Annotated in this window: 20 protein-coding genes and 1 tRNA gene; 6 read left to right on the top strand and 15 right to left on the bottom strand. The window is 66.2% G+C overall.

Features of this window, described 5'->3' with window-relative positions; genetic code table 11:
* Nucleotides 1-45: 45 nt before the first annotated feature.
* A tRNA-Glu gene (locus AC0IXR_RS06775) sits at nt 46-120 on the bottom strand.
* 155 nt (nt 121-275) lie between these two features.
* Between AC0IXR_RS06775 and rlmB the strand changes: the two genes are divergently transcribed.
* Complete coding sequence (gene rlmB, locus AC0IXR_RS06770) at nt 276-1,091, top strand: 23S rRNA (guanosine(2251)-2'-O)-methyltransferase RlmB (RefSeq protein WP_056430189.1); 816 nt, start codon at nt 276-278, stop codon at nt 1,089-1,091.
* Nucleotides 1,092-1,101: 10 nt separating this feature from the next.
* On the opposite strand, the gene AC0IXR_RS06765 is transcribed toward rlmB, so the two are convergent.
* Complete coding sequence (locus tag AC0IXR_RS06765) at nt 1,102-2,649, bottom strand: CYTH and CHAD domain-containing protein (protein WP_471760140.1); 1,548 nt, start codon at nt 2,647-2,649, stop codon at nt 1,102-1,104.
* A gap of 209 nt (nt 2,650-2,858) precedes the next feature.
* On the opposite strand from AC0IXR_RS06765, the gene AC0IXR_RS06760 reads away from it, so the two are divergent.
* The 3 genes from AC0IXR_RS06760 to AC0IXR_RS06750 all read left to right on the top strand — a co-directional run bounded on the left by AC0IXR_RS06760 (nt 2,859) and on the right by AC0IXR_RS06750 (nt 5,211).
* On the top strand, nt 2,859-3,605 hold the full coding sequence (locus tag AC0IXR_RS06760) for a TlyA family RNA methyltransferase (RefSeq protein WP_471760139.1): 747 nt from the start codon (nt 2,859-2,861) through the stop codon (nt 3,603-3,605).
* Between the two features lie 11 nt (nt 3,606-3,616).
* Complete coding sequence (locus AC0IXR_RS06755; RefSeq protein WP_471760138.1) at nt 3,617-4,882, top strand: class I SAM-dependent RNA methyltransferase; 1,266 nt, start codon at nt 3,617-3,619, stop codon at nt 4,880-4,882.
* A gap of 173 nt (nt 4,883-5,055) precedes the next feature.
* The gene (locus AC0IXR_RS06750) at nt 5,056-5,211 is read left to right on the top strand and encodes a hypothetical protein (RefSeq protein ID WP_471760137.1); all 156 of its coding nucleotides are present in this window, start codon (nt 5,056-5,058) and stop codon (nt 5,209-5,211) included.
* Nucleotides 5,212-5,228: 17 nt separating this feature from the next.
* Here AC0IXR_RS06750 and AC0IXR_RS06745 read toward each other — a convergent pair whose 3' ends face one another.
* From AC0IXR_RS06745 to AC0IXR_RS06720, 6 genes are all read right to left on the bottom strand, one after another.
* Nucleotides 5,229-5,990: an SOS response-associated peptidase gene (locus AC0IXR_RS06745; protein WP_471760136.1), complete on the bottom strand. Its 762-nt coding sequence runs from the start codon at nt 5,988-5,990 to the stop codon at nt 5,229-5,231.
* 85 nt (nt 5,991-6,075) lie between these two features.
* Nucleotides 6,076-7,080 carry a magnesium transporter CorA family protein gene (locus tag AC0IXR_RS06740; RefSeq protein WP_056430177.1) on the bottom strand — a complete coding sequence of 335 codons (1,005 nt, stop codon included), beginning with the start codon at nt 7,078-7,080 and terminating at the stop codon, nt 6,076-6,078.
* A gap of 10 nt (nt 7,081-7,090) precedes the next feature.
* Nucleotides 7,091-7,957: an SDR family oxidoreductase gene (locus tag AC0IXR_RS06735; RefSeq protein ID WP_471760135.1), complete on the bottom strand. Its 867-nt coding sequence runs from the start codon at nt 7,955-7,957 to the stop codon at nt 7,091-7,093.
* Nucleotides 7,958-7,967: 10 nt separating this feature from the next.
* The gene (locus AC0IXR_RS06730) at nt 7,968-8,777 is read right to left on the bottom strand and encodes an SDR family NAD(P)-dependent oxidoreductase (RefSeq protein ID WP_471760263.1); all 810 of its coding nucleotides are present in this window, start codon (nt 8,775-8,777) and stop codon (nt 7,968-7,970) included.
* A gap of 38 nt (nt 8,778-8,815) precedes the next feature.
* Nucleotides 8,816-9,574: an enoyl-CoA hydratase-related protein gene (locus AC0IXR_RS06725; RefSeq protein ID WP_471760134.1), complete on the bottom strand. Its 759-nt coding sequence runs from the start codon at nt 9,572-9,574 to the stop codon at nt 8,816-8,818.
* A gap of 180 nt (nt 9,575-9,754) precedes the next feature.
* Nucleotides 9,755-11,521, bottom strand: a complete 1,767-nt coding sequence (locus tag AC0IXR_RS06720; RefSeq protein WP_471760133.1) for an acyl-CoA dehydrogenase — start codon at nt 11,519-11,521, stop codon at nt 9,755-9,757.
* 187 nt (nt 11,522-11,708) lie between these two features.
* Between AC0IXR_RS06720 and AC0IXR_RS06715 the strand changes: the two genes are divergently transcribed.
* Nucleotides 11,709-12,701: an L-threonylcarbamoyladenylate synthase gene (locus AC0IXR_RS06715; protein WP_471760132.1), complete on the top strand. Its 993-nt coding sequence runs from the start codon at nt 11,709-11,711 to the stop codon at nt 12,699-12,701.
* A 192-nt stretch (nt 12,702-12,893) separates the two neighbouring features.
* Here the strand turns inward: AC0IXR_RS06715 and wrbA are convergent, their stop codons facing one another.
* Nucleotides 12,894-13,493 (bottom strand): NAD(P)H:quinone oxidoreductase, encoded by a 600-nt coding sequence (gene wrbA / locus AC0IXR_RS06710; RefSeq protein WP_471760261.1) that lies wholly within the window; start codon nt 13,491-13,493, stop codon nt 12,894-12,896.
* Between the two features lie 144 nt (nt 13,494-13,637).
* Between wrbA and AC0IXR_RS06705 the strand changes: the two genes are divergently transcribed.
* Complete coding sequence (locus AC0IXR_RS06705; RefSeq protein WP_471760131.1) at nt 13,638-14,510, top strand: LysR family transcriptional regulator; 873 nt, start codon at nt 13,638-13,640, stop codon at nt 14,508-14,510.
* A 1-nt stretch (nt 14,511) separates the two neighbouring features.
* Here AC0IXR_RS06705 and greA read toward each other — a convergent pair whose 3' ends face one another.
* From greA to ppdK, 6 genes are all read right to left on the bottom strand, one after another.
* Nucleotides 14,512-14,973 carry a transcription elongation factor GreA gene (greA, locus tag AC0IXR_RS06700; protein ID WP_471760130.1) on the bottom strand — a complete coding sequence of 154 codons (462 nt, stop codon included), beginning with the start codon at nt 14,971-14,973 and terminating at the stop codon, nt 14,512-14,514.
* Between the two features lie 42 nt (nt 14,974-15,015).
* Nucleotides 15,016-16,002 (bottom strand): acrylyl-CoA reductase (NADPH), encoded by a 987-nt coding sequence (gene acuI, locus AC0IXR_RS06695; RefSeq protein WP_471760129.1) that lies wholly within the window; start codon nt 16,000-16,002, stop codon nt 15,016-15,018.
* 112 nt (nt 16,003-16,114) lie between these two features.
* Entirely contained in the window at nt 16,115-16,720 is a 606-nt protein-coding gene (locus tag AC0IXR_RS06690; protein ID WP_471760128.1) for a hypothetical protein, read from the bottom strand.
* A 207-nt stretch (nt 16,721-16,927) separates the two neighbouring features.
* Nucleotides 16,928-17,899: a cell wall hydrolase gene (locus AC0IXR_RS06685; protein WP_200919155.1), complete on the bottom strand. Its 972-nt coding sequence runs from the start codon at nt 17,897-17,899 to the stop codon at nt 16,928-16,930.
* A 223-nt stretch (nt 17,900-18,122) separates the two neighbouring features.
* On the bottom strand, nt 18,123-18,380 hold the full coding sequence (locus AC0IXR_RS06680; RefSeq protein WP_471760127.1) for a hypothetical protein: 258 nt from the start codon (nt 18,378-18,380) through the stop codon (nt 18,123-18,125).
* Nucleotides 18,381-18,589: 209 nt separating this feature from the next.
* A complete protein-coding gene (gene ppdK, locus AC0IXR_RS06675; RefSeq protein ID WP_471760125.1) occupies nt 18,590-21,268 on the bottom strand; it encodes a pyruvate, phosphate dikinase in 2,679 nt (892 codons plus the stop codon).
* Between the last annotated feature and the right edge of the window lie 208 nt (nt 21,269-21,476).

The raw sequence follows: 21,476 nt of genomic DNA, 5'->3' as shown, positions 1-21,476 counted from the left end.
TGTCGCGCCAACAAGTCGTCGACATGGCTGAGCATCTCGATGTGTTGGCGCGCCCTGCGGGAATCGAACCCGCCTTTTCAGCGTGAAAGGCTGACGTCCTAACCGATAGACGAAGGGCGCTTGCTCGAGAGCGAGGGTTCTATAGGCGGCTTCCCCCGGCAGGGCAACCGGTGTTTCGCGGTGTTTCACGCTTGACGAACGGCATGGCGGTCGCTTTGTCGCTTCTCAGCACCCGCGCGGCGTCTCTGTCGTGCCTTCAGGCAGTGGATAACACCATGAATACGCGACGCGACGGGCCGGGCGGGCCCCGCACCAGCCGGCCGGGCGGCCAGCGCGACCGGTTTCGGCATGGGCCGCCCTCTTCCGGGCCCCGCGGTGTCAGCGGCGATCACGTCGTGCTCTATGGATGGCACCCGGTGTCGCAGGCGTTGGCGAATGAGGGCCGTGGCCTGCATCGGCTTCTCGCCACCGAGAACGCCTTGGCGCGCCTGACCGAGGAGCTGGGTCAGCTCAGGATCGACGCCGAACTCGTGCGCCCCAACGCCATCAACGCCTTGCTCGGGCCCGATGCCGTGCATCAGGGCCTCTATCTGGAAGCCGATCCCCTCCCCGGCCCGGATCTCGACGACCTGCCGGACGATGCGCTGCTGTTGGCCCTCGACCAGATCACCGACCCCCATAATGTCGGCGCCATCGTCCGCACCGCCGCCGCCTTCGGCGTTGCGGGCATCATCACTACGGCGCGGCACTCGCCCACCGCCACGGGTGTGCTGGCGAAATCCGCCTCGGGCGGGCTCGAACACGTGCCGCTCGTGATCGTGCGAAACCTGTCGGATGCGCTGATCGATCTCGGCAAGCGCGGCTTCACCCGCATCGGTCTCGATTCGGAGGGAGAGGCCACCCTCGATTCCGTCGGGCCGAAGCGGCCGGCGGTGATCGTGCTCGGAGCCGAGGGCAAGGGCCTGCGCCAGCGCACGCGGGACAATTGCGACGTCCTGGCCCGCATTCCGTTCAGCGGCGAAATTCGCAGCATCAACGTCTCGAACGCCGCCGCGATCACGCTCTATGCCTTGAGCGTTCGCGGCGGCTGACGCGTCGGTCTCAGCGCCAGAACGGCTTCACATCGAGAAGCGCCTCGTGCGCCTTCTCCGCCGCCTTGAGCAGTTGGCCCGTGCGGGCCTCTCCGTCGGCGGCGGTGAGACCGGCGGCGAACAGCGCCCGCCCGTCGACGCCGGACGTCTCACCGTTTCCGGTGTCGGCCAGGCTCGCCAGTACGGAGTGTGCGGTGGCGAGGTCGTTCAGCGCGCCGAGGTGATCCTGCAGGTCCGAGAGGGCCGCGACGAAGGCCTTGTGGCGCTTCTGCGCTGACTTCTCCGCGTAGAGCGAGGCGAAGAACTCGGCACCGTAGCGCAGCTTCTTGGCTTCGATGCGGACCTCGTGGCGGGCTTCCGCATCGATGCGATGGAGATGCCGGCCGCGTTTGCGGATACGCCGGCGGGCCTTGTCGAGCGTGGCTTCGGCATGGTCGCGGGCCGAGACTGCCTCCCGCTTCCCGTCGCCCCGCCACGGCCCGGTTTCGATCCAGGCGGAGAGGTCGAGAATCAAGCTGCGCCAGGCTTGCGATTCGAGGATCGCGAACACGGTCCCGTAGGCGCGGTCGCGTTCGGCTTCGAGGCGGATTCGCAGATCGTCGAGCCCCGCTTCGTCCGGCCTGCGGGTCATCTCGCCGGCCAGGGTCTCGCTGAGGAAGACGTCGAGGTTGCGGGCATGCCCGAACGGCTCGGTGACGCGCTTGATCTCCTGGCGCAGATGGGTCGCGGCAGGATCGCTCGCGAGGATCGGCTGGAACAGGGTGAAGGCCGAGCGAAGGCGCCGCAGGGCGACGCGGATCTGATGCAGACCCTCCGGATCGCGCGTCTTGAGGAAGACATCCTCGTTGAGCCGCAGATGGGTGAGGCAGGCGATGGCGATGGCACGGAACGCCTCCGCCGCCGACCCGTCCGGGCTCAGCTTGACCGATCCGGCCTTGCTCGGCCTGCGCAACGTACCGCTGAGGATCCTGAAACCACGCTCGCTCTTCGATAGGACGCCGAGGCGCAGCGGCACCGTCTCTGCAAGGGTTTGGGCGAGGGAGAACAGGTCGGCCGGGTCACCCTCGATCAGTTCGAGTTCGAGCTCCCAGATGGGAGCGTCCCCGTCCGGCGTCTCGACCCTGCCTTGGTCGAGGGTCGCCGAGATGCGCGAGGTTCCATGGGCCACGGCGCGGGTGCTGCGCTCGATCACGGTGGTGACGACGGCATTGAGGTCGGGCGAGGACGCGCTGCCGAGCACGTCCGGGACCGGTGTATCGTCGATGAGTGACAGGTCTGGGGTCGGGCCGTCCACGGCCCATTCCCATTCCGACCGGTCGAACAGGCCGGCCGCCGACGAGGCGGCCTTCACCGTCTGGACATGGCGCTCCCCGTGCCTGCGCACCCGCAGGGTTATTCCCTGGCGGTGGAGCGCCCGCTCGGCCGTGTCGTAATAGGTGGCGGAGAGGAATTCCGGGTCGGTCGGCCCCTCGATGGCGAGGAGCGGGTGGCGCGCCAGTTCCAGCAGTTCGGCGGCGCCGCAATCCAACTTCAGCTCGATTTCCCTCGGGGTAACCATCGGTCGTCCTGTTCTCTGGTCCGGTGTGACGAGTGCCAACGCCCGAGGACCGGTTGTGGATCATCCCCGTGCTTCCCGGGCCGCGCAAGCGCGCTATGCCGCTGCCGGATGGACAAACGTGAGAAATCCCGTAGCTGAGGCGGGATGGCCCGATGAATCGGGCTTCGGTCCGGCGCGTAGGATCATAGGCACGGGATCGTAAGGGTTCGATGACGGTAGACCGGGTAAGGGCCGATCGGCTCCTGGTCGAGAATGGCCATTTCGAGAGTCGGGCGAAGGCCCAGGCGGCGATTGAGGCGGGTCTCGTCACCGCAGACGACCGTCCCGTCACCCGTGCCTCGGACAGGATCGACCGGCGGGCGCGTATCGTGGCGAGCGCTCCCCATCCCTTCGTCTCGCGCGGCGGGCTGAAGTTGCAGGCTGCGCTGGACGCGTTCGGGTTCGATCCGGCTAGCCTTGTCTGTCTCGATGTCGGCGCTTCCACGGGAGGATTCACCGATGCGCTGCTGCGGGCCGGCGCCCGGCACGTCTATGCGGTCGATGTCGGCCGGGATCAGCTCCACGCCTCTCTCCGCGGCGATCCGCGCGTGACCAGTCTCGAGGGCCAGGACGTGCGCGGTCTCGATGCAATGACGATTCCGCTTGCGCCGTCCCTCGTGGCGATCGATGTGAGCTTCATCGCCCTTCGCCTTGTCCTGCCCGCAATCGTGCCGCTCATGGCACCGGGCGCGGCATTGGCCGCCTTGATCAAACCTCAATTCGAGGCGGGGCGCGACCGGGTCGGGCGCGGCGGCATCGTTCGCGACGAGGCCGTCCACCAGGCTGTCTGCGAGGAGGTGACGAACCTCGTCGCCGATCTCGGCCTGTCGGTCCTCGGCCTCATCCCCTCCCCCGTCGCCGGTGGCGACGGCAATCGCGAGTTCCTCATCGGGGCACGCTCTCAGGTGCGCCCATGACGGATATGACCATGACCGAACAATCGAACCTCTCCACCCTCGAGATCGCGCGTCTCGGACAGCGCGGGGATGGCATGGCGACGGACGGCACCATCGTGCCCTATGCCTTGCCCGGCGAGCGCGTCTCGGTTCGCCGCGATGGGGCTCGGGTTTCCCTCGTGGCGGTCGAGACCCCCTCCCCGGACAGGATCGACCCGTTCTGCGGCTATTTCGGAACCTGTGGTGGCTGCGCGGTGCAGCATCTCGCACCCGAGCCCTACGCCGCCTGGAAGCGGGGCAACCTCGCGCAGGGCCTGGCTCAGGCCGGAATCGAGGTTCCGTGCGAGCCGACCCGCGATGCGCATGGATCGGGCCGCCGCCGGCTCACCCTCCATGTGCGCGAGATCGACGGCAAGGGCGTCGCCGGGTTGATGGAGGCGCGCAGCCACGCCCTCGTGGCGATCGATCATTGCCCGATCACGGTCGAGCAGCTGCACCGTGCGCCCGCCGTCGCGCGGGCACTGAGTGCTCCCCTCGGTCATGGGCGCAAACCCCTCGACGTCGCCTTCACGGCCACCGAAGCCGGCCTCGATGTCGACTTGCGCGGACATGGCCCGGTGAGTGAAGGTCTGCGCGCCACGCTGGTGCGGCTGGCGGGCGAACTCGACCTCGCGCGCCTGTCCCTTCACGGCGATATCGTGGTGGAGCGTCGCGCGCCCGCGATCACGACCAGCGGGGCCCGCCTCGTGCCTCCGCCGGGAGGATTCCTGCAGGCGACGGAGGCCGGCGAGGCCATGCTCGCCGAACTCGTGGTCGCGGCCCTGGACAAGCGTGTGAAGCGCGTCGTCGATCTGTTCGCCGGGGCCGGCCCGTTCACTCTCGCCATGGCCCGTACACGGGATGTCCATGCTGTAGAGGGTGAGGCCGCGGCGATCGCCAGCCTCGACCGGGCGTTTCGGTCGACACCCGGTCTGCGCCGGATCACGAGCGAAACGCGCGACCTTTTCCGCCGGCCGCTTCTCCCTATCGAACTCGAAACCTACGACGCCGTGGTGTTCGATCCGCCGCGCGCCGGAGCACAGGCCCAGGCCAAACGCATCGCGGAGGCGAAAATCCCTCTCGTCATCGGGGTCGCCTGCGACATCGGCTCGTTCGCGCGCGATGCCGCGACCCTGATCGAGGGGGGCTATCGACTCGAACGGGTCGTTCCTGTCGACCAGTTCAAATACTCGAGCCATCTCGAAATGGTGGGCGTGTTCCGGAATGATGTCGCCAAGCGCAGGCCCTCGCTGAGGTAAGAACCGGTCACCGATGGGCGGTCGGCCACCTCGATCCCAGGGCGCAGTGCGCTGCGGCACATGGCAGGGGGCCGTGAGGTCATGGCAGCCTCGCTCAGAATCCCATGGTCGGCGGGGGCTATCATCGCCACGTTAGCGGGAGCCAAACCTTACCCCATTCAGGATTCTTCGTCGTGGACGTCTACACCGCAAAGATGCTGGTTTCCGCAGCCCTCGTCACGGCCATTGCCGGTTTCTCCCTCCTGACCGCTGGTTGGGCCCTGCTCGATGTCTATAGCGACTACCGCAATGGTGCCGAAGAGCGCGCCTCTTCCGCTCCCCGGAACTGAGCATTCTCGGGTCCCGATCAGAACAGGGTTCCTTGAGCATCCTCATCGCTGGATCGCGGGCGGTCTTTCGGCGGAATGTTCGCGATCGGGGCCGGTCCGGCACGACCGACCGGGACGGCGAGGTCCGCGCCCTCATTGCGGGCGTCATTGACCCGCGCACTGACCGGATCGAGGGTTAGCCACTCGTCGGGGCATGGCCGACACAGCGCGGCCGCCTCTTCCGGTCCTGTGCCGAGATGGTCGAGCCAGGGCGCGATGGCATCGGGCGACAAGATGGCGGGCATACGGTCATGGACCGCCGCCATTGTGCCGTTGGCGCCCGTGGTGACGATGGCGGCGGTGTCGATCTCGGACCCGTCGGCACCGAGCCAGTTCTCCCACACGCCCGCGAAAGCCATCGGCGCCCCGTCCGCCCGACGGATCATGTAGGGCGTCCGCGTCATGGTCTTGCCGGTTCCCTCCCGGCGCCATTCGTAGAATCCATCGGAGAGGAAGACGCAGCGGCGGTGGCGGATAGCCCCGCGGAACGTCGCTTTCTCCAGCAGCGTCTCGACGCGCGCGTTGATGATGAGCGGAAAGCCCTTCGGGTCTTTCAGCCAGCTCGGCAGGAAGCCCCAACGTACAAGCCGGAAGTGCCGTTCTCCGCGTTCCGCCAGCACGATCGGCACCGGCTGTGTCGGCGCCACGTTGTAGCGCGGCGGGAAGTTCGGTTGCTCGGGATAGCCATAGAACGCCCGGAAGACGTTCGGATCCTGTTGGATGAGGAAGCGACCGCACATGTCGCTACCCCCGCTTATCGCCGGCGGCCGGGTTCTTCCGGGACGACGTATCGATGGTCCGAGATCGCTCGAGGTCCATTCCGTCCTACAGCCATTTCTTCCAGCGAAAGAATACGTATGGCAGTACAGCGGCCACCACCATCATGACCACGGCCATGGGATAGCCGAAGTTCCAGTCGAGCTCGGGCATTGCCTTGAAGTTCATGCCGTAGATCGAGGCGATCAGCGTCGGCGGCATGAACACTACCGCCATGACCGAAAACAGCTTGATGATGTTGTTCTGCTCGAGATTGACGAGGCCCAGCGTCGCGTCCAGCAGGAACTGGATTTTGGACGAGAGGAAGGTCGCGTGCTCCTCCAGCGACTGCAGATCGCGCAGGGTCGAGCGGACGTCTTCGCGCAACTCGCGCGGCGCCTTGGTGGTGCGGTAGGTCGCCGAAAGCGACAGCAGAATGCGCTCCATGGAGACCAGGCTCTCGCGCTGCTTCGAGATCAGGTCTCCCAGGCGCCCGAGTGCCCGGAGCGTGTCCTGCAGGGCGGTGTTGCGGGCCGATGGGTCCTCTTTCTCCTCGAAGATCTTGCCCGAGAGCCGGTCGATCCGCTCACCCTGGAGCTGAAGCACGTCGGCCGCTCGGTCGATCACGGTCTCGATCAGCCCGGCGAGGATCGTCTCGCCCGACGGAGCGGCGGAGGGCCCGTTGCCGGTCGAGCGGCCGGCCCGTTGTGTGTACATGCGGAAGGCCTGCGGCTCCTCGTAGCGCACCGTGACGAGACGGTTGCCGCGCAGGATGAAGGTGATGCCGGCCAGCCCCGGTTCGTCAGCGTCGCTGACCTTGCTCAGCACGCGCCCCGTCATGTAGCGCGCCCCGTCCTCCACATAGAGGAGTTCGGAGGGCTCGATGTCCTTCATCTCCTCGCGGGTCGGCACCGAGATGCCCATGAAGGCCTCGACCTTGAGGTCTTCCTCCCGCGTCGGGCGGATCATGTCGAGCCAGACGGTCTCGTCGGGAATGGGGTCCTGCAGTTCGAGGGGACGGCGATCGAGCAGGATGTGCCCAGGGCCGGCGATCGGCTGATGGATGAAAATCACGCGTTACGTCTCAGGCGAGGGCCCCGGAAGGCGGTGTGTTCGCATCCGGCACGAAGAAGTCCGGCGCAAGGGGTATACCGGGTGTGACGCGGTATTGTGTGAAGTCCGTGACACCTTGCTCGGCGAGGAAGCTGTCGTCGATGAGGAAGCGGCCGGTGACCTCGCGGGAAGGCTTGAGAAACAGCGCATGGGCGGCATCCGCCATGATCTCCGGTTTGCGGCTCGCCTGGATCAGCGCCTCGCCGCCGAGCAGATTTCGCACGGCAGCCGTCGCGATGGTTGTGCGCGGCCAAAGGGCGTTCACGGCGATGCCCTGGCGACGCAATTCGCCGGCGAGGCCGAGTACGCAGAGCGACATGCCGAACTTCGCCATCGTGTAGGCGAGATGCGGCGCGAACCACTTCTCCGCCATGTCGAGGGGCGGCGACAGCATCAGGATGTGCGGGTTCTCTGCCTTCTCCAGATAGGGGATCGCGTATTTCGAGACCATGTAGGTGCCGCGGGTGTTGATCTGGTGCATCAGGTCGAAGCGCTTCATCTCCGTCTGCGGCGTACGGGTGAGCGAAATCGCGCTCGCATTGTTCACGACGATATCGATCCCCCCGAAGGTTTCCGCCGTCCGCGCGATCGCTGCGGCGACGCTGGCCTCGTCGCGCACGTCGACGAGGAGCGGCAGGGCCCGCCCGCCCGCCGCCTCGATGGCCGCCGCCGCCGTATGGATGGTGCCTTCGAGCTTGGGATGCGGCGTCTCGGTCTTCGCGGCGATGGCGACGTTGGCGCCGTCGCGCGCGGCGCGCAGGCCGATGGCGAGGCCGATGCCGCGCGAGGCCCCGGTGATGAACAGGGTCTTTCCCGCCAGGGAGTTCAAATCCGTCATGCCCGTTTCCTCATGGTCCAATTTGAAAGCGCGGCGGCTGCGTGCCGTCTAGATCGGTGAAGCCGTATTCAGCGGCGAGATCGCCTGCATGGAGGATGTGCCCGGTACGGGCATGGACGATGGGATCGGCGGCCAGGGCCGCCAGGGCCCGGCCGGCATAGAGCGGGCTTTCGGTTGCCCGGTCGGCATGGCCGTTGTCGCGGGCTCGCTCCGTGCCGACGAAACCCGGCGAGAGCCCGAGCACCGTGACGCGATGGGGCGCGAGGCCCTGGGCGCAGGCATAAGCGAGACGGTTCGTCGTCGCCTTGGCAAGGTCGTAGAACACGTCACCCAGATAGCCGGGCTGCGTATCGAACGAGGCGAACGCGATCAGCCCCCGTTTCGCAGAGACCATGGCGGGTGCGACCGCACGCGCCAGGAGCAGGGCCGGTAATGGGCCGGTTTCGAAGAAGGACGAGAGCGGCTCCACGGAGCGTCGCCAGAACGGGGTGCCCCATTCTACTCCATCGACGTAGCGCTCGCCGTCGAAACCCTCATTGCCGCCCCAGACGCTGGAGACCGCGACATCGATCCGCCCGAAGCGGCGCAAAGCCCATTGGACGAGGCGATCCACCTCCCGCTCGCTGGTATGGTCGCAGATGTAATGATGGCCGTGGCCGCCTGCGGCATCGACCGCACGGGCCGTATCCTCGATCGTCTCCGGCCTACCCTCGGTGCGAGGCCCCGTCTCGCTCGATCGTGCCGTGACGATCACCGTGGCGCCGGCTTCGCCCAATCCACGTGCAAGGCCACGTCCGACGCCGCGCGAAGCCCCGGCCACGAGGCAGATCGCGTTGCTCAGGTCGGGCGCATTCCTGCTCACGGTGCTTTCGTTTTCCCGAGGAAGCGCGCGAAGGCTTCCTGCGCCTCGGGCGCTCGCAAGCGTTCTTCGAAGGCCACGGCCTCGGCTTCCAATGCGGCCTCGATGTCGGCCTGGTCGCCACGGATGAGCTTGCGGGTCGCCGCGACCGCCCCCCGTGGCAATCCGGCGAGGCGGGCGGCCTGGGCCATGGCGTGATCCTCCAGAAGGTCGGATGCGACGACATCGTTGACGAGACCCAACCTCCGAGCCTCGTCGGCATCGAGGGGCTGTGACAACAGCAGGAGTTCGGTGGCCTTCAGGAGCCCGACCCGTCGCGGAAGCAGATAGGACGAGGCCGCCTCCGGCACGAGGCCGAGTTCCACGAACGGCATCCGGAACCGCGCCGCCGGGCTCGCATAGACGAGGTCGCAATGCAGCGTCAGCGTCGTGCCGATCCCCACCGCGATCCCGTCCACCGCCGCAACCATCGGCGTGGCGGTCCGGGCGAGCTGCCGGATGAAATGCAGGGCGGGTGCTTCCGTGAAAGGCCGTCGCGCACCCGCGACGAAATCGGCGAGGTCGTTGCCGGCGCTGAACGCGCCCGGCGCCCCGGCGAAGACGATGGCGCCGATGCTCTCCGATGAATCGGCCTGCGCGAGCGCGTCCCGCATGGCGTCGTACATCGCGCCGGTGAGCGCGTTCTTCTTGTCCGGCCGGTCTAGGCGGATCAGGCGGACGCCGTCCGATGTGTCGTGGATCGCGATGTGCTCGGTCATGTGTGTCCTCGCTTTCCGGCGATCTCTCTCCCGTCTGGCCGCTAGTCCCTCTCCCCTCTGCGGGAGAGGGTGGCCCGCGAATGCGGGTCGGGAGAGGGGAGCGCGCCGTCCCGAGAGGTCGTCCCCTTTCCCGCCTACTCCGCAGGCACCCTCCCCCACAGAGGGGGAGGGTCTTCGTACTCATCCCGCCAAGGCCAGCATACCGTCCTGCGTGAACCCACCGCCATCGACGACGCTCTGTTCCAATCCGCTCGCCGCCGGGAGCAGGTTCTCGGCGAAGAACCGCGCCAGGGCGATGCGGGCGCCGTGGGCGGGATCGGTCTCGCCGGTCTTGAGGGCGGCATTCGAGGCGAGCGCCGCAAGGGCGAGGCAGGTCGCGCCTTGTGCGAGGCCGAACAGGCGCAGATACGGCGTCGCTCCGGCCTGGGCCTCCTCCGGACGGTTCGAGGCCAGGGCCTTCAGCAGGAAACTCGTCGCCCGGTCGAGGCTTTCGATCCCGGCGCGCAGGCGCGGACCAAGATGGCCGAAAGCGGGTGTCGCATCCTTCTGGACCGCCTCGGCCACGCGACGCATGGAGGCCAGCTGCGCCCGCACGGTGGCCCCGCCATTCAGCGGCAGCTTGCGCGCCACGAGGTCGATGGCCTGGATGCCGTTGGTGCCCTCGTAGATCGCCAGGATGCGTGCGTCGCGCATGTGCTGGGCCGCGCCCGTCTCCTCGACGAAGCCCATGCCGCCATGGACCTGGACGCCCAGAGACGTGACCTCGTTGGCGATGTCGGTGGAGAAGGCTTTGGCCACGGGGGTCAGCAATGATGCCCGGTCGTTCGCTTGCTTGCCTTCGGGGCCGCGCGCGGCGTCGAGGGCTTCGGCCGTGAGGTAGCAGATGCCGCGGGCGGCCGCCGTATAGGCTTTCATCGTCAGCAGCATCCGCTGCACGTCGGGATGCTCGACGATGGGGCTTACGGGATCGGACGAGCCCGCCGCCTTGCCCTGGCGACGGTCGCGGGCATAGGTCAGCGCCTGCTGGTAGGACCGTTCGGCGACGCCCACCCCCTGCAGCCCGACATTGAGCCGGGCCGAATTCATCATCGTGAACATGCAGGCGAGGCCACGGTTCTCCTCGCCGATCAGCCAGCCCGTGGCGCCGCCGTTATCGCCGAAAGCCATCGAACAGGTCGGCGAGCCATGGATGCCGAGCTTATGTTCCAGCCCCGAGCAGCGCAGGTCGTTGTGGCTGCCGTCGGGAAGGATCTTCGGCACCAGGAACAGGGAGATACCGCGCGTTCCGGCCGGGGCGTCCTTCAGCCGGGCGAGGACAAGATGGACGATGTTGTCCGCCATGTCGTGCTCGCCATAGGTGATGTAGATCTTCGACCCGACGATGCGGTAGCTCCCGTCCTCCGCCGGCTCGGCGCGGCTGCGCAGGAGGGACAGGTCCGAACCCGCCTGGGGCTCGGTGAGGTTCATCGTGGCGGTCCACTCGCCGGAGACGAGTTTTTCGAGATAGCGCCCCTTCAGGTCCACGGAACCGTGTTTCGACAGCGCTTCGATCCCGCCGGCCGTCAGGAGCGGGCACAGCGCGAAGCTGATGCTGCCGGCATTCCACATCTCGCTGCAGGCGGCGTTGAGGAGCAGTGGAAGCCCTTGACCGCCATATTCGGGTTCGGCGCTCAGGCCGTTCCAACCGCCCTCGATCCAGGTGCGATACGCGTCGGGCCAGCCCGGCGACGTGGTCACGGCACCGTCCTCGAGGCGCGCGCCCTGCCGATCCCCGATGGTGTTGAGGGGCGCGATCACGGCGTCGGCCACCCGGCCGGCCTCGTGCAGGATCGCGTCTGCATCCTCCAACGTCAGGTCGCCATGGGCGCCCCAGGCGATGGCGGCATCGAGCCGAGCGACATGGCGCAAGGCAAAGCTGATCTCGGCAACCGGCGTGCGATAGCTCATGGACGTATCTCCCGCGTCGTCTCGAGCGACGCTTCACCCTGTGTTTGGCGCACGAGCCGACCCGGCGACAGGTCGGTCACGTCGTTCGCCGATAGGCATAGGCAAGACCGCATCGCGGGGATAGGCAGTCGCTGGAGCGGGACACCGCACGACGCCGCACGTCATCCGGGCAGGAGATAGTTTAGATATGAACGATCTCGCGTCAATCCCCGGCCAGACCTTGATGCTCGGTATCGACGAGGCTGGAATTGAGCGATCCGCGAATCTCCTTCGCGGGGGCGCTCTGGTCGCCTTTCCCACGGAGACCGTCTACGGGCTCGGCGCCGACGCCACCGACTCCGATGCCGTGGCGCGGATCTACACGGCGAAGAATCGCCCGAGCTTCAACCCCTTGATCGCCCATGTGCCAGGTCTCGACGCGGCCCGGCGCGAAGGCGTCTTCGACGAGATCGCCCTGCGTCTCGCGGCCGCGTTCTGGCCGGGACCGCTGACCCTCGTCGTTCCGGTCGGTCCGGGGGGGACGGTCAGCGAACTCGGCCGCGCCGGTCTTCCCAGCGTCGCCCTGCGCGTCCCGGCCAGTCCCGTCGCCCTCTCCCTTCTGGAGAAGGTCGGGCGACCGGTGGTGGCGCCCTCTGCCAACCGGTCGGGACGTGTGAGCCCGACGCGAGCCGAGCATGTCCTCGCCGATCTCGACGGTCGCATCGCCGCGATCCTCGATGGCGGGAGCACCTCGGTCGGCCTGGAATCCACCGTCATCGCTTGTCTCGACGGTCGGGCACGCCTGCTCCGCCCCGGCGGTGTGACGCGGGAGGTGGCGGAAGCCGTGTTGGGCTTTGCCCTCGATACCGGAGACCATTCTGGCGAGGCACCGATCGGCCCCGGTCTCCTCGCTTCGCATTACGCCCCTCGGGCGGCCGTGCGACTGGATGCGTTGCGGATCGAGCCGGATGAGGCGGTTCTGCTGTTCGGGCGAGATGTACCGCCCGGTACGGACGCAGCGAAAGCGCGCCTCAACCTCAGTGAGACCGGCAGCCTCGAAGAGGCAGCGTCCACGCTTTTCTCCGCTCTACGCCATCTGGACGCCGCCGGCACCGGGACCATTGCGGTCGCTCCGATCCCCCGGACGGGCCTCGGCGAGGCGATCAATGACAGGCTACGCCGGGCGGCGGCGCCCCGCTGAAATTATTTCTCGGTTTCAGGGAACCGAGTCGGCGCGAAGGCGTTCAACGATCACGAAGGTCAGTTCAGCCCCCAAATGACCTTCTCCCTTTCAAGGCTCGGATTCGTCCGAGCCTTTTTTCTTGCGTGCAATTGGTGAACGACCAAACGAGCCTCGCACCATGTGCGAGGCTCGTCCTGGACCCGACGTCGATCAGACGGCGAGCTTGGCGGCGATGCCGGCGACATGCTCGCCCTGGTACCGGGCACCATCGAGTTCGACACCGCTCGGCTGACGGCTTCCATCGCCATCGGCGATCGTCGAGGCACCATAGGGCGTGCCCCCCTTCACTTGCTCGACACCGTTCTGGCCGGGGAAAGAATAGGGCAATCCCACGATGACCATGCCGTGGTGCAGGAGCACGGTGTGGAAGCTGGTGAGTGTCGTCTCTTGGCCGCCATGCTGTGACGCTGTGGATGTGAAGACCGAGCCGACCTTTCCGACCAGCTTACCCTGCGCCCAGAGGCCGCCGGTCTGGTCGATGAACTGCTTCATCTGGGCAGCCATGTTGCCGTAGCGTGTGGGCGTACCGAAGATGATCGCATCATAATCGGCCAGTTCGTCCACGGTGGCGATGGGGGCCTGCTGGTCGAGCTTGTAGTGGAACTGCTTGGCGACCTCGTCGGGAACGAGTTCCGGGACACGCTTCACGCTGACATCGGCCCCGGCTTCGCGGGCACCCTCAGCGACGGCGTTCGCCATCTGCTCCACATGTCCCCAGGACGAGTAATAGAGGACCAGAACCTTCGCCATCATTCTCACTCCAGATCGAAAAACGCCGCAACGCAGTTTTGTGCAGTGGCCGATATCGGTGAGGACGGGCCTTGCGGAAATGCCCTACTCTGCAAAATTCGTCTTGCGTCAATGCAAGGTCGCAACGGTTCGATGGGGTGCTGCGTGGCCGATTGGGACGATTTCCGCCTCGTGCGCGCGATCGCCGAGCAGGGTGGCTTGACCCGTGCCGCCGATCATCTCGGCATCAATCATTCGACCGCGTTCCGCCGCCTTTCTGCCATCGAGTCGTCGATCCAGGCACGGCTCTTCGAGCGGCACCGGTCGGGCTATGCTCCCACTGAGGCGGGTCGCGCCATGATCCTCGCCGCCTGTCGGATGGATGACACTGTCGCGCAGTTCAACCGTGAACTTGCGGGCCAATCGTCGGAGCCTGCCGGTGATGTGCGCATCACCGCACCGGCGGGCCTCGCAACCGGAGTCCTGATGCCGATCTTTGCGGGGTTTCGACGACGCTACCCGCGTATCCGCCTTGAACTCGTTCTGGCCGAGGAATCGCTCAATCTCTGCAAGGATGCCGATGTGGCGATCCGAGCCAGTGATCGACCGCCGCCCAACCTCGTCGGACGACGCTTAGCGACCAGCAACTGGGCCATCTACGGGACACAGGATTACGTGGGTCGCGCTATGGCCGACAGTCCATGGGTCTATCCGAGCGCTGCCGTGGCAGGCGGTCGATTCGCCGCCTTCGCGAAGTCCCGCATCGCGGCGGGAAACGTCGCCATTTCGATCAACACGGTGCTGGGCCTGCGTGAGGCGATCGAGGCCGGGTGCGGTATCGGGCCGCTACCGCGCTGGGAGGCGGATACTCGTCCAAACCTGTTCCGCCTTTCAGAGAACGAACCCGAACTCGCGACCTCGCTCTGGGTTCTGACCCACGCCGAACTGCGTCATGCTCCACGGGTCAGAGCGCTCATGGATGTCATCGCCACCGAAATCGCGGCGATGCGGCCATTGATCGAAGGGATCGGTTCCTAATTCACCCGATGGCTTCGATTTCGATCTCGTGGCCGTTCACCTCGACGGTATCGCCCACGCTTTTCCCCGTCAGAGCCTTCGCCATCGGTGAAACGTAGGAAATCGAGCCCTTGGTCGGATCCGCCTCGTCTTCGCCAACGATGCGGAATTTCTGCTTGGCACCGTCCTCTTTCAGGATCGAGATCGTCGACCCGAAATGGACCGTCTCACCATCCATCGGCTCGACGAGTTCGGCCGAGCCGAGACGCGCGGTCCAATAGGCGAGCTCACGGGTGACACGGGCCTCATCGGCCTTGGCGCCAGGCGTCAGCGCGGAAAATTCCGACTGCAGCCGAGCCACTTCGGCTTCCATCTGGGCGAGACCCTGGGGGGTGACGAAATTGGTGTGGGGCGAGATGGGGCGATCGGGAAGATCCTCGAACGCTTCTCCGCCTTCACGCTCTTTTACAAATGCACTGCTCATGAAGACGGGAATGCTCCGCAAGCATAACGGTTCCGCTCCGGGTCACCCGATGGTGACGACGGTACGGCCACGCGTCCGCCCCTCGAGGATTTCCTCGGCGAGCGTCCCCACCTCCGAGAGTGGCACTGTGCTCGTCATTTTGGCGAGGAGGCTTCGGTCGAGGTCTCGCGCGATCCGCGCCCAGGCTTCCCTGCGCTTTGGCAACGGGGTGGTGACACTGTTGATGCCGAACAGTGTCACGCCGCGCAGGATGAAGGGGGCCACCGAGGTCGGCAGGTCCATGCCTCCGGCGAGGCCGCAGGCCGCGATAGCACCGTCGGCCTTGGTGGACGCGAGGAGATTGGCGAGCGTCGTCGAGCCGACGGCATCGATGCCCGCTGCCCAGCGCTCTTTCGCCAGAGGCTTGCCGGGATTCGCGAGCTCGCTCCGGTCCATGATCTCGGCAGCGCCCAGCGACGTCAGGTAATCCGCCTCGCCCGAACGACCAGTCACGGCGATGACATGCCATCCAGCCTTGGCTAGCAGCGCCACGGCGACTGATCCGACACCGCCGGACGCACCCGTAACGATGGCGGGGCCGTCGGCAGGGGTGAGGCCGTGGGAATCGAGGGCCATGACGCAGAGCATGGCGGTATAGCCGGCGGTCCCCACCGCCATCGCCTCTTCGGGCTTCAGCCCATCCGGCAACGGCACGAGCCAGTCGCCCTTCACCCGCGCTCGCTCGGCATAGGCGCCGAGATGGCTCTCGCCGACGCCCCAGCCGGTGAGCACGACGGCGTCGCCGGACTTGTAGTCGGGATGGTCCGAAGTCTCCACGATGCCGGAAAAGTCGATGCCGGGGATCATCGGGAAACGTCGCACGACGGGCGAACGGCCGGTCATGGCCAATCCGTCCTTGTAGTTGAGGGTCGAATGCGTGACCCGCACGGTGACGTCGCCGTCCATGAGATCTGCTTCGTCGAAATCCGTGAAGCGGAGATTCTGTCCCGCTTCGCTCTTTTCGATCACCCACGCCTTGAACGTCGCCATATCCGCCGGTCTCCTCTCGCCTCGAAGGTGACCTGTGTCGAGGGCGCCCTGAATCAAGACGGCCCCGGGCGGTGAGACGCCCGAGGCCGAGACGATGTCGCCTCGGATCAGATCAATAACCGTCGTAAATGCTGCCGGTGGAGAAGCCGAGGCCGACACCGACATCGGCCGAACTCGCACCGGTGATACCGAACGCATCGGGAATGGAGCCGATCAGAGGAGCGCGGGGGGAGCCGGCATAGCCGCTCCGATAGCCACCTCCATGAGCGGGCACCCAGCCCGACCGGCCGCGCGAGACCAGGACGGTGCGCTGGACGCTGGCATATTCCGCCGGGATCGTCTCGGGGATCGTCTGGCCGGGCTGGGCCAGGATCCGGCGATGGCGCGTTGCGAAGCGCGGCGGAACGTCGACCCAGCAGCCGATCATCTGGCCGTAGGCGTCCCGGCGTGTCTGCCAGACTCGGCCGCCCGGAGAGACCTGGACCTGTTCGGCGACAGTCTCGAACACCGGGGGAATGGAGCGGTAGACGGTCCGCGCCGGGCGGACGAGAACGCGCTCGGAGACGGTGTCGTAGACGGGCGGTGTAGTGACGTGACGGTAGCATTCGGCGCCGCCACAGCCTCCGGCCTGGGCCGATGTCGCGAGAATCGAGGTACCGAGCAAGGCGCCGGCAAGGGCGAAGGCGGACAGCGTGAAATGGGCGACCGGCGCGGTCATGATGAAATCCTCGACTCTAAAACGCGATGTGATTGGCGTGCGGCCCATGACGGCACACACCCCTCGACGTATTAGAGGCGGTCAAGTTGCGCTCGGAGCAAGCTGTATTGCAGATCAGGGTAAAATTAACCCTGGCTTAAGACTACGCAATTTTCACTCTGCTTAAGTAAAGCGTGCGATGTCGATTCACGGGGCGTTAAACCGGATTCAGGTCTGACCGCGCTTGAGCTGGTAGAAGATGTGGCGGCCGATCACGTCCATCTTTTTCAGGCGCCTCGACCAGCCCGGCTTTACGTAATCGGCGTGATAATGCGTGGCGCCACCGACCTCGCTGAGATAGGTCCGCCCCTCGATGACCGCGCTGGCGATGCGGCTGGCGCTCTGCCAGGACGGGCCGTCGGTGATGCGCAGCGATTTGCCTTCGCAAGCGAAGGAGAACTGGCAGCCCATATAGCGATGCCGGTTCTGGTAGACGACACCGCAGACATTCGACGGGTAGAGGCCGCTCTTGACGCGGTTCAGAACCACCTGGGCCACGGCGGCCTGACCGTCCTCGGGCTCGCTCCGGGCTTCGAAATAGACAGCCTCGGCGAGGCAGCGCTGTTCCCGATCGATGGAATCGGGGCCGATCAGGTCGGCATAGCGATGCCGGGCGTCCTCGGGGGTGGCGTCGGCGATGCCCGGTGCAAAGTCTTTCCTTGGCGAGAAGCCGGGGATCATCAGGCTCGCCGCCGCGACTTCGATGGGCGTGGCATCAGCCGGGGCCGGTGTCGTCGACGACAAGGCGACGGCGCGCGGGATGGCGGGTGTGGCACCGTCCGAGGGCTCATCGCCTTCGTCGTCGCTGGCCGCTTCCTGCGGGAGGGTGAAGCCGGAATTCGGCTCCAGGTCTGGCGACCAGATCGCGGAGCCGGGAACCAGCATTCCCGCATCGCTGCCCGAAAGGTTGACGTTGACGACGGGCGCTCTCCCAATCTGGCCGGCGCCTGCCTCGTGGTTCGGATAGAGCCGCTCCGTCGCCTTCGCATCGACACGGCGGCGGATTCCCGGCGTATCGTGGGGGAGCCGCAGGGCGATCCTGGCCACGCCCTGTCCCGTCAGACCGGAGGCGGAAGGGTCGGTTCCGGCGCTTGCCGTGAAGGAGACGATGAAGCCCAGGGCGAGGGTCCAGGGCACCATGGAGGCGCGAAACCAGAGCCGTTGGCTAGGGCGGCGAACGCGTTTCGTACTCACGACCAAACAACCCGGTTAAGGACCTGACCTCACTGTCGCCGCGCATGGGGGAGCAGAAGGTACGATCCAAACTATCGGGCGTTATGGTTGCGAGTGTCTTAAGATGACGCGCGGGATCGCGTGCCGCGAAGACCTTGATCGGCCCGCACGAAAACCTGCAACACGTCTCTTAAAGGCTTCCGGGCCGGCCGTGTGTGACCGCTAGGGCGCCTACGAGAGCATTGATGCTGGAGCGTCCCTTGGTTTCGGCGATGCGCTCTGCGTCAGTATTGCTTTGGGTCGCGACCGCGAAGACGAGAAGGGCGATGGTCGCAACGCCGCCGAGCGCCGAGATGACCCAAAAATAGGCCTGCTGGACGACCCGCGGTACCGGCACGGCATGCGAGGTTTCAGAGAGAAAAACAGGAGGTTGGCTCGAGTCGCTCATGGTCGGCGTTCCCGCGCGTTCAAAGCCATCCCACCCAGCCGGGAGCGTCGTCGCGCTTTGGTCTGGCACTAGCACTCAACGTGCCGAAGCGACATCGGTTCAAGGGGTATTCGGAGATTTATTCAACGACATTTCTCCTGGCGCAGCGCGACGAAAAAGGGCGGCCATCGGCCGCCCTTTCAGGTCTTCCTGTCCTGAAGGACCGGCACTCAGCCGCGAGTCTTGTCCCGCGTCGCGAGGGCTGCCTGGGCGGCAGCGAGGCGCGCGATCGGCACGCGATAGGGCGAGCAGGAGACGTAATCGAGCCCGACCTCCTGGCAGAAATGGATCGAGGCCGGATCGCCGCCATGCTCGCCGCAGATGCCGAGCTTGATGTCGGGGCGGACCGCCCTGCCCCGCTCGACGCCGATGCGAACGAGTTCGCCCACGCCTTCCTGATCGATCGAGATGAAGGGATCGGCGGACAGGATGCCCTTCTGGGTATAGGCCCCGAGGAACGTCGCGGCGTCATCGCGTGAGATGCCGAGGGCGGTCTGTGTCAGGTCGTTGGTGCCGAAGGAAAAGAACTCGGCGGTCTTGGCGATGTCCCCGGCGCGAAGGGCCGCACGCGGCAGCTCGATCATGGTACCGACCTGATAGGACAGCGTCGCGCCGGTCTCTTCGGTGACGGCTTTGGCCATGGCGTCGATGCGCGACTTGACGATGTCGAACTCCATCTGGGTAAAGACCAGCGGAACCATGATCTCGGCGGTGACGGGGGCATCCGTCTCCTTGGCGGCCTGGACGGCGGCCTCGAAGATGGCGCGGGCCTGCATCTCCGCGATCTCCGGGAAGGCGATGGCGAGGCGGCAGCCACGGAAGCCGAGCATCGGATTGAACTCGTGCAGCTCGGTCATCCGGCGGCGGAGCTTCTCCTCGGACACGCCGGTGCTCTTGGCGACGTCCTGCACTTCCGCATCGGTATGCGGCAGGAACTCGTGCAGCGGCGGATCGAGCAGACGGATCGTCACCGGCAGGCCCGACATGATCGTAAACAGCTCGACGAAATCCTGGCGCTGATAGGGCAGGATCTTTGCCAGGGCCGAACGGCGGCCTTCGACGTCGTCGGCGAGGATCATCTCGCGAACGGCGACGATGCGGTCCCCTTCGAAGAACATGTGCTCGGTACGGCACAGGCCGATACCCTCGGCCCCGAAGTTGCGGGCGGCGCGGGCATCGGTGGGCGTGTCGGCATTGGTGCGCACCTTCATGGTGCGGACCTTGTCGGCCCAGCCCATCAGGGTCGCGAATTCACCGGAGAGCGACGGCTCCAGCATCTTCACTTCGCCGAGGAGGACCTGGCCGGTGGAGCCGTCGATGGTGATCTTGTCGCCGGCCTTCAGCGTCGTGCCCGCCACCGTGAGGGTGCCGGCCTTGTAATCGACGCGGATCGTGCCGACGCCCGAGACGCAGGGCTTGCCCATGCCGCGGGCGACCACGGCGGCGTGCGAGGTCATGCCGCCGCGCGTGGTGAGGATACCCTCGGAGGCGTGCATCCCGTGGATGTCCTCGGGGCTCGTCTCGATCCGCACGAGAATACACTTGCGCTCGGCCTTGCGGGCGGCCTCGGCATCCTCGGAGTTGAACACGATCTCGCCGGTGGCCGCGCCGGGCGATGCCGGCAGGCCGGACGCGATGATCTTGCGCTCGGCTTTCGGGTCGATGGTGGGGTGGAGCAGCTGGTCGAGGGCGGCGGGCTCTACCCGGCCGATCGCCTCCTCCTCGGTGATCAAGCCTTCGGCGGCGAGATCCACGGCGATGCGCAGAGCCGCCTTGGCGGTGCGCTTGCCGTTGCGGGTCTGGAGCATCCAGAGCTTTCCGCTCTCGATGGTGAACTCCATGTCCTGCATGTCGCGGTAATGGGTCTCGAGCAGCCCATAGATCCGTACCAGCTCGGCATAGGATTCGGGCATCGCCCGCTCCATTGACGGCTTGTCGGACTTGGCCTCGATCCGTGCCTTCTCAGTGATGTCCTGCGGGGTGCGGATACCCGCCACCACGTCTTCGCCCTGGGCGTTGATGAGGAACTCGCCGTAGAGCGCGCGCTCGCCGGTGGAGGGGTTGCGGGTGAAGGCGACGCCCGTAGCCGAGGTGTCGCCCATATTGCCGAACACCATGGCCTGGACGTTGACAGCCGTGCCCCAGCTCTCGGGGATGCCGTTGAGCTCGCGGTACTTCTTGGCGCGCGGAATCATCCACGAGCTGAACACCGCGCCGATGGCGCCCCAGAGCTGGTCTTCGGCACCCTGCGGGAAGTCGGCGCCGTGCTCGTCGCGGACGATCTTCTTGTAGAGACCGATCATGTGCTTCCAGTCCTCGGCACCGAGTTCGGTATCGAGGCTGAAGCCCTTGGTCTCCTTGTAATGCTCCAGCGCCTCTTCGAAGGCGTGGTGCTCCACATCGAGCACCACGTTCGAGTACATGGTGATGAAGCGGCGGTAGGAATCGTAGGCGAAGCGCGGATCGCCGGAGCCTTCGGCCAGCGCCTCTACGGTGGTGTCGTTCAGGCCGAGATTCAGCACCGTGTCCATCATGCCCGGCATGGAAGCGCGAGCACCGGAGCGGACCGAGACGAGAAGCGGGTTCTTCGGGTCACCGAAGCCGCGGCCGGTAAGAGCTCCGACAGCATCGAGCGCGGCCTGGACCTCGGCCTTCAGTTCCGCAGGGTACTGACGATCGTTGTCGTAATACCAGGTGCAGACTTCAGTCGTGATGGTGAAACCCGGAGGCACTGGGAGACCGAGATTGGACATCTCGGCGAGGTTTGCGCCCTTGCCTCCGAGGAGGTTGCGCATGGAGGATTGACCCTCCGCCTTGCCGTCGCCGAACGAGTAGACCCACTTCGCCATCGCCAATGATCCGCTTGCAACAATCGGGGATGTCATACCCCTAGATGCCCCGTTGAACCATTGCATGCTGCAATGCAAGATGAACGGCCCTTAGGCGGTCATCACGCGTAACGGGCAGCCGGATTTGTCATGCGATCATGACACAGGGTTAAGACATCTTCCTGCCTATGTTCGACGAGCGGGAAGCTGATTCGCCGATTTGTCGGCT

The sequence above is a fragment of the Methylobacterium sp. AC832 genome, from assembly GCF_979256025.1.
Note: the sequence above shows the minus strand (reverse complement) of the source record. Positions and strands in the feature narration are given on the sequence as shown.

What these genes read in the sequence shown, in the direction of transcription:
- AC0IXR_RS06715 (WP_471760132.1), top strand. Translation starts at nt 11,709, where the DNA reads ATGAACGATCTCGCGTCAATCCCCGGCCAGACCTTGATGCTCGGTATC.
- AC0IXR_RS06755 (WP_471760138.1), top strand. Translation starts at nt 3,617, where the DNA reads ATGACCGAACAATCGAACCTCTCCACCCTCGAGATCGCGCGTCTCGGA.
- AC0IXR_RS06765 (WP_471760140.1), bottom strand. Translation starts at nt 2,649, where the DNA reads ATGGTTACCCCGAGGGAAATCGAGCTGAAGTTGGATTGCGGCGCCGCC.
- AC0IXR_RS06735 (WP_471760135.1), bottom strand. Translation starts at nt 7,957, where the DNA reads ATGACGGATTTGAACTCCCTGGCGGGAAAGACCCTGTTCATCACCGGG.
- acuI (WP_471760129.1), bottom strand. Translation starts at nt 16,002, where the DNA reads ATGGCGACGTTCAAGGCGTGGGTGATCGAAAAGAGCGAAGCGGGACAG.
- wrbA (WP_471760261.1), bottom strand. Translation starts at nt 13,493, where the DNA reads ATGGCGAAGGTTCTGGTCCTCTATTACTCGTCCTGGGGACATGTGGAG.
- AC0IXR_RS06725 (WP_471760134.1), bottom strand. Translation starts at nt 9,574, where the DNA reads ATGACCGAGCACATCGCGATCCACGACACATCGGACGGCGTCCGCCTG.
- AC0IXR_RS06745 (WP_471760136.1), bottom strand. Translation starts at nt 5,990, where the DNA reads ATGTGCGGTCGCTTCCTCATCCAACAGGATCCGAACGTCTTCCGGGCG.
- AC0IXR_RS06760 (WP_471760139.1), top strand. Translation starts at nt 2,859, where the DNA reads ATGACGGTAGACCGGGTAAGGGCCGATCGGCTCCTGGTCGAGAATGGC.
- AC0IXR_RS06690 (WP_471760128.1), bottom strand. Translation starts at nt 16,720, where the DNA reads ATGACCGCGCCGGTCGCCCATTTCACGCTGTCCGCCTTCGCCCTTGCC.
- rlmB (WP_056430189.1), top strand. Translation starts at nt 276, where the DNA reads ATGAATACGCGACGCGACGGGCCGGGCGGGCCCCGCACCAGCCGGCCG.
- greA (WP_471760130.1), bottom strand. Translation starts at nt 14,973, where the DNA reads ATGAGCAGTGCATTTGTAAAAGAGCGTGAAGGCGGAGAAGCGTTCGAG.
- AC0IXR_RS06720 (WP_471760133.1), bottom strand. Translation starts at nt 11,521, where the DNA reads ATGAGCTATCGCACGCCGGTTGCCGAGATCAGCTTTGCCTTGCGCCAT.
- AC0IXR_RS06680 (WP_471760127.1), bottom strand. Translation starts at nt 18,380, where the DNA reads ATGAGCGACTCGAGCCAACCTCCTGTTTTTCTCTCTGAAACCTCGCAT.
- AC0IXR_RS06685 (WP_200919155.1), bottom strand. Translation starts at nt 17,899, where the DNA reads ATGGTGCCCTGGACCCTCGCCCTGGGCTTCATCGTCTCCTTCACGGCA.
- ppdK (WP_471760125.1), bottom strand. Translation starts at nt 21,268, where the DNA reads ATGGCGAAGTGGGTCTACTCGTTCGGCGACGGCAAGGCGGAGGGTCAA.